The following is a 6,535-nucleotide window of genomic DNA, read 5'->3' as shown; positions in this document are numbered from 1 at the left end:
CCCGCCTCCTCGGCGATCGCCTTGGCCGTCAGCGGGTTGTCACCCGTGATCATGACCGTGCGGATGCCCATCCGCCGCAGCTCGTCGAACCGCTCCCGCATGCCGTGCTTGACGACGTCCTTCAGATGGACGACACCCAGTGCGCGGGCGCCTTCGGCGTCCTTGACCGCCACCAGCAGCGGCGTGCCGCCGGCGGCGGAGATGGCGTCGACGGTGCGTTGCGCGTCCGCGGTGACGGTGCCGCCGTTCCCGGAAACCCAGGAGGCGATGGCGCCGGCCGCGCCCTTGCGGATCTGGCGGCCGTCGACGTTCACACCGCTCATGCGGGTCTGGGCGGTGAAGGGCACGAACTCGGCGTGGGCGAGCTCGCCCTCGTGCCGCTCGCGCAGCCCGTACCTCTCCTTCGCCAGGACGACGATGGAACGGCCCTCGGGCGTCTCGTCGGCCAGCGAGGACAGCTGCGCCGCGTCGGCCAGTCGGGCCGCGTCCGCGCCCTCGACGGGCAGGAACTCCGCCGCCTGGCGGTTGCCGAGGGTGATGGTGCCGGTCTTGTCGAGCAGCAGCGTGGAGACGTCGCCCGCCGCCTCGACGGCGCGGCCGGACATGGCCAGCACATTGCGCTGCACCAGGCGGTCCATGCCGGCGATGCCGATCGCCGACAGCAGGGCGCCGATCGTCGTCGGGATGAGGCAGACCAGCAGCGCGACCAGGACGATCGTCGACTGCTCGGCGCCCGCGTAGATCGCGAACGGCTGCAGGGTGACCACCGCCAGCAGGAAGACGATGGTCAGCGAGGCCAGCAGGATGTTCAGCGCGATCTCGTTGGGCGTCTTCTGCCGGGCCGCACCCTCCACGAGGGCGATCATCCGGTCGATGAAGGTCTCACCGGGCTTGGTCGTGATGCGCACGACGATCCGGTCCGACAGCACCTTCGTGCCGCCCGTCACCGCGCTGCGGTCGCCACCGGACTCCCGGATGACCGGAGCCGACTCACCCGTGATCGCCGACTCGTCGACCGACGCGACACCCTCCACCACGTCACCGTCACCCGGGATGACGTCGCCTGCCTCGCAGACCACCAGGTCGCCGACGCGCAGCTCCGTGCCCGGAACGCGTTTCTCGCCGCCGTCCTCGATACGGCGGGCGACGGTGTCGGTCTTGGCCCTGCGCAGGGTGTCCGCCTGAGCCTTGCCGCGGCCCTCGGCAACGGCCTCCGCCAGGTTGGCGAAGATCACGGTGAGCCAGAGCCAGGCGGTGATCGCCCAGCCGAACCAGTCGGTCGGGGACAGCACGGCCAGGACGGTGGTGAGCACCGAGCCGATCAGGACGACGAACATGACGGGCGACTTGATCATCACCCGGGGATCGAGCTTGCGCAGCGCGTCCGGCAGGGACCGCATCAGCTGGGACGGGGCGAAGAGGCCGCCCGAGACGTGGGCGCCGTGGCCCGCGTGCGGGGCGTGCGGTGCCGGTCCGCCCTCGGGCGCGCGCACGGACGTGTCGGTGGGCATGGTTTCCTCTGCGGTGGTGTGAGGGGTCGCGCGGCTCATGACAGGCCCTCCGCGAGCGGCCCGAGGGCCAGCGCGGGGAAGTAGGTCAGGCCCGTGACGATCAGGATCGCGCCGACGAGCAGGCCCGCGAAGAGCGGCTTCTCGGTGCGCAGGGTGCCCGCGGTGGCGGGTACGGGCTTCTGCCGGGCGAGCGAGCCGGCCAGGGCCAGGACGAAGACCATCGGCACGAAGCGGCCGAGTACCATCGCGAGGCCGAGTGTGGTGTTGTACCACCGCGTGTTGGCGTTCAGACCGGCGAAGGCGGAGCCGTTGTTGTTGCCGGCGGAGGTGTAGGCGTACAGGACCTCGGAGAATCCGTGCGGCCCGCTGTTGAGGATCGAGTGCGGCGGGGTCGGCAGCGCCATCGCCAGCGCGGTGAAGACCAGCACCACCGCCGGGGTGACGAGGATGTAGAGGGCGGCGAGTTTGATCTCGCGGGTGCCGATCTTCTTGCCCAGGTACTCCGGGGTGCGGCCGACCATCAGACCGGCGATGAACACCGCGATGACCGCCATGATCAGGATGCCGTAGAGGCCGGAGCCGACGCCGCCGGGGGCGATCTCGCCGAGCATCATGCCGAGCAGCGCGATGCCGCCGCCGAGGCCGGTGAAGGAGGAGTGGAAGGAGTCCACCGCACCGGTCGAGGTCAGGGTCGTGCTCACCGCGAACAGCGACGAGGCGCCGACGCCGAACCGCTGCTCCTTGCCCTCCATCGCGGCGCCCGCGACCTGGTTCGCGGAGCCGGGGTGCGCGAACTCCACCCAGGTCATCAGCGCGACGAAGCCGAGCCAGATGACACCCATAGCGGCGAGGATCGCGTAGCCCTGCCTGAGGTTGCCGACCATCTTCCCGAAGGTGCGGGTCAGCGAGAACGGGATCACCAGGAGCAGGAAGATCTCGAAGAGGTTGGTGAAGGCGTCCGGGTTCTCGAAGGGGTGGGCCGAGTTGGCGTTGTAGAAGCCGCCGCCGTTGGTGCCCAGTTCCTTGATCGCCTCCTGCGAGGCCACCGCGCCGCCGGTCAGGGTCTGGTGGCCGCCGGAGAGCGTGGTGATCTCGTGCCAGCCGGCGAAGTTCTGGATCGCGCCGAAGCCCACCAGCACGATCGCGGCGATGAACGCCATGGGCAGCAGGATGCGGATGACGCCGCGGACCATGTCGGTCCAGAAGTTGCCGAGCTCGCCGGTGCGGGAGCGGGCGAAGCCGCGGACGAGCGCCACGGCCACGGCCATGCCGACCGCCGCCGAGACGAAGTTCTGCACGGCCAGGCCGGCGGTCTGGGCGGCGTGGCCCATGGCGTTCTCGCCCATGTACGACTGCCAGTTCGTGTTGGTCACGAACGAGGTCGCGGTGTTGAACGCCTGGTCGGGCGTGATCGCGGCGAAGCCCAGCGACAGCGGGAGGTGGTTCTGGATCCGCAGGAACAGGTACAGGAACAGCACGCCCACGATGGAGAAGGCCAGCACCGCCCTGAGGTACGAGGGCCAACGCATCTCGGCGTCCGGGTCGGCGCCGAAGCAGCGGTAGATCAGCCGCTCGACCCGCAGATGCCGGTCCGAGCTGTAGACGGCGGCCATGTAGTCGCCGAGCGGGCGGTACACCAGGACGAGCGCCACGACGAGGGCGGTGACCTGGAGTACGTCGGCGGTGACGGGGTTCATGTCCGGGCCTCAGAACCTGTCGGGATGGACGAGCGCCAGGATCAGGTAGACCAGCAGGGCGGCGGCGACGGCGAGGCCGGCGATGTTCTCGGCGCTCACAGCTTCGCCACCCCCTTGGCGATGAGGGCCACCACGGCGAAGACCGCGATCGTGACGACCACGAAAACCAGGTCGGCCATCGTGTGCTCCTAAGGGTCCGGAAGCGAACGTCGACCAGGCCAGGAAACCTCCGTCGGCGCCCTTCGGAAGCCCCGTTGACGGCTTCCATACGGGCCCTCACACCGCCTTGACGGGCCTTTGATGCTTACCGCGGCGACCTGCGAAAACGCCCGTGGGCCGGCCTGTTCTCACAGGTCGGCCCACGGGCGTTCGGCATGCGGCGGGGCCACCGCCCCGCCTTTCGGTGCCTCTCAGTGCACCTCGGTGATCTCCGGTCCACGGCGCATCGGGTCGATGCCGTCGGAGAAGCGGCCGCTGTCCTCCTGGGCGATGCCCTCGGGCACCATCTGGGCGTCGTTCGGCAGCTTCAGCACGATCGGGTCGCGCGGCGCCATCGGCGACTCCCCGCGGACGACGACGGTGTCGCGGAAGATCTGCTCCAGCAGTCCGGCGGTCTCGGGCTGGACTGCGCCCTGCCCGGAGATCACCCCCCGCAGGAACCAGCGCGGCCCGTCGCAGCCGACGAAGCGCACGACCTGGACGCCGTTGGCGCCGTTCGGCAGCTGCACCGGCACCTGGGCGCGCAGCTCCCAGCCGAGCGGACCCTCGACCTCGTCGACGATGCCGCCCTGCTTGGTGATCCCGGACGCGATCTCGTCGCGGACCTCTCCCCAGATGCCCTCCGACTTGGGGGCGGCGAAGCCCTGCAGCTGGACGGCGCTCTCCCGCAGCACCACGGTGGCGGCGACGATGGACTCCCCGGCCACCTCGACCCGCAGTTCCATGCCCTGTACCCCGGGCACGAACAGGCCTCCCAGGTCGACACGGCCCTCGGCCGGGTCCCTGACCTCACTCACGTCCCACGGGCCGTCCGGCCTCGGGGCGGGCGGAAGGTTGTACCGACGGGACTCCATGGAGTCGTCCGACTCCTCGGCGTCTTCGGCCAGCTCGTCAGGGCTCTCGGCCCCGAGCTCGTCGAGGGCGTCTCCGCGCTCCTTGCGACGACGACGGAACACGTCACTGTCCTTCCCGGTCAGCGATGACCGATGCGTATCCATTGCCGGACGGACCGACCGGCGAGCCATCCACCGCGGCATGACCCCCCGTGGAGCCGAAGCCCCCTGCCGCCCGTACTGATCCGGGCAGCTCCGCCACCTCGTGGAAGCGGACCCGCTCGACCTGCTGGACGACCAGTTGGGCGATCCGGTCCCCTGCTGCGAACCGTACGCTCTCGCGCGGGTCCAGGTTGACCACGATCACCTTGATCTCCCCACGGTACCCGGCATCAACCGTTCCCGGGGCATTCACGAGTGCCACTCCGCATCGCGCGGCGAGGCCCGAACGCGGGTGCACGAAGGCCGCGTACCCGTCCGGCAGGGCGATGGACACCCCCGTGGGCAGCACGGCGCGTTCGCCGGGGGCCAGTTCGGCCGCCTCGGTGGTCACGAGGTCGGCCCCGGCGTCTCCCGGGTGCCCGTACGAGGGAATCGGGACGTCCTCGTGCAAACGGTGGATGAGCACGTCGACCGGGGGGCGAGAGCCGCCGGTCACGGGTTCACCTCGAAGGCCCGCGCGACCTTGACCTGATCGGGGTCGGACATCGCGGCCCGGATCTCCTCGGGGCGTCCGTTGTCGGTGAAGTGCTCGAGCTTGACCTCGATGAACAGGGCGTCCGCGCGGACCGCGACCGGGCCGTCCGGGCCGCCGATCCGGCCGATCGCGGTGGAGTAGATCTTGCGTCCGGCGACGGCGGTGCAGCGGGCCTCCAGGTGGAGGGTGGCGCCGACCGGCACCGGCTGTACGAAGTCCGTCTCCAGCCGGCCGGTGACCGCGATGGTGCGCAGCAGCCAGGCGAGTGAGCCGAGCGTCTCGTCGAGCGCCGTGGCCAGCACTCCGCCGTGCGCGAGGCCCGGGGCGCCCTGGTGGGCGGGCTGGACGGTGAACTCGGCGGTCACGCTTACGCCCTCGCCCGCCCTGGCCTCCAGGTGCAGCCCGTGCGGCTGGGCCCCGCCACAGCCGAAGCAGTGGTCGTAGTGCGCGCCGAGCGGTTCGCCGGGCGCGGGGGCGTCGGGGTGCCGCTCGGGCGCGACGGCGTCGCGGGGCGGTGTCAGGCCCGGACGGTCCGGGCCGGCGTCGGTCGTAGCTCCACTCACGCGGGAGACCCTACCCTCCTGCGGGATCCTTTCCCGCCGCCCGGCCGTTGTCCTTCCGGCCCCGCGGCCCGCCCATCACCGGAGCACCATCCCTTGGAGCACCCCATGACCCCCAGGTCCGTCGTCGTCACAGGAGCCGGGTGCGGGATCGGCCTGGCCACGGCCCTCGAGCTGGCCCACGCCGGTTTCGACGTCATCGGGACGGTACGGAGCGAGGAGAAGGCGGAGGCGCTGCGGGAGGCGGTGGAGCGGACCGGCGCGTCCGTGCGCACCGTACTCCTGGACGTCACGGACGCCACGTCCTCCGTCCGGGCGTTCACCGAGATCGCCACGATGACGGACGGCGGCCCGTGGGCGGTGGTCAACAACGCGGGGATCGCCCAGCCCGGCGCGATCGAGGACGTCGACGACGAGCAGGTGCGGCAGCAGCTGGAGACCAATCTGGTGGCCCCGGCGCGCATCGCCCGTCTGGTGCTGCCCACGATGCGGACCCGGCGGGCGGGGCGGATCGTCAACATCTCGTCGATCTCCGGGCGGGTCTCGATGCCGCTGCTCGGCTGGTACTGCGCCAGCAAGCAGGGCCTGGAGGCGATGACGGACGCGCTGCGGATGGAGGCGGCCCCGTTCGGGGTCAAGGTCGTGCTGGTGGAGCCCGGCTCGTACGGCACGGACATCTGGCAGCGGGGCGCGAGCCGGCTGCCGCAGCGCCGCAACTCGGCCTACCGGCACCAGTACGAGGCCGCCGAGGAGATGATCAAGCGGGAGCTGCCCTCGCCTCGCCCGGTGGCGCGCACGGTGCTGAAGGCGCTGACGGCACCGCGGCCGCTCCCCCGCTATCTGGTGGGCACCGACGCCCGGTCCTCCGCCGTCCTGGACGCCGCCCTGCCGACCGCCGCGTCCGACTGGGCCAAGCAGGTCGTCACGGGGCTGCGCCGGCCCCCGCGCGCCGCGCACGCGCTGACGAGGCTGCGGTCCCGGGGCGGGCGCTGACGGGGCGGCATGACAAGCTGGGTGT

The 6,535-nt window shown here is 71.4% G+C and carries 7 protein-coding genes; 1 reads left to right on the top strand and 6 read right to left on the bottom strand.

The genetic code is table 11. From position 1 onward, the window contains the following. From kdpB to AB0F62_RS21790, 6 genes are all read right to left on the bottom strand, one after another. A partial coding sequence (kdpB, locus tag AB0F62_RS21815) for a potassium-transporting ATPase subunit KdpB (RefSeq protein WP_361801342.1) occupies nucleotides 1-1,511 on the bottom strand: 1,511 nt, incomplete at its 3' end. Nucleotides 1,512-1,546: 35 nt separating this feature from the next. Then, nucleotides 1,547-3,208 carry a potassium-transporting ATPase subunit KdpA gene (kdpA, locus tag AB0F62_RS21810; RefSeq protein WP_361801339.1) on the bottom strand — a complete coding sequence of 554 codons (1,662 nt, stop codon included), beginning with the start codon at nucleotides 3,206-3,208 and terminating at the stop codon, nucleotides 1,547-1,549. 9 nt (nucleotides 3,209-3,217) lie between these two features. Beyond that, nucleotides 3,218-3,307 (bottom strand): K(+)-transporting ATPase subunit F, encoded by a 90-nt coding sequence (gene kdpF / locus AB0F62_RS21805; RefSeq protein ID WP_361801336.1) that lies wholly within the window; start codon nucleotides 3,305-3,307, stop codon nucleotides 3,218-3,220. A gap of 311 nt (nucleotides 3,308-3,618) precedes the next feature. Further along, complete coding sequence (locus AB0F62_RS21800) at nucleotides 3,619-4,383, bottom strand: DUF3710 domain-containing protein (protein ID WP_361801333.1); 765 nt, start codon at nucleotides 4,381-4,383, stop codon at nucleotides 3,619-3,621. A 1-nt stretch (nucleotide 4,384) separates the two neighbouring features. Further along, the gene (dut, locus tag AB0F62_RS21795) at nucleotides 4,385-4,918 is read right to left on the bottom strand and encodes a dUTP diphosphatase (RefSeq protein WP_361801330.1); all 534 of its coding nucleotides are present in this window, start codon (nucleotides 4,916-4,918) and stop codon (nucleotides 4,385-4,387) included. Then, complete coding sequence (locus AB0F62_RS21790) at nucleotides 4,915-5,520, bottom strand: PaaI family thioesterase (RefSeq protein WP_361801327.1); 606 nt, start codon at nucleotides 5,518-5,520, stop codon at nucleotides 4,915-4,917. The genes dut and AB0F62_RS21790 overlap by 4 nt, the downstream gene beginning before the upstream one ends. Nucleotides 5,521-5,625: 105 nt before the next feature. Here AB0F62_RS21790 and AB0F62_RS21785 point away from each other — a divergent pair, with 105 nt between their 5' ends. After that, the gene (locus AB0F62_RS21785; protein WP_361801324.1) at nucleotides 5,626-6,510 is read left to right on the top strand and encodes an SDR family oxidoreductase; all 885 of its coding nucleotides are present in this window, start codon (nucleotides 5,626-5,628) and stop codon (nucleotides 6,508-6,510) included. The last annotated feature ends 25 nt before the right edge of the window (nucleotides 6,511-6,535 follow it).

This window comes from Streptomyces sp. NPDC026673 (genome assembly GCF_040638135.1).
Classification (GTDB): Bacteria; Actinomycetota; Actinomycetes; order Streptomycetales; family Streptomycetaceae; genus Actinacidiphila.
The sequence above is the reverse complement of the archived record's forward strand: the minus strand, read 5'-3'. Positions and strand labels throughout refer to the sequence as shown.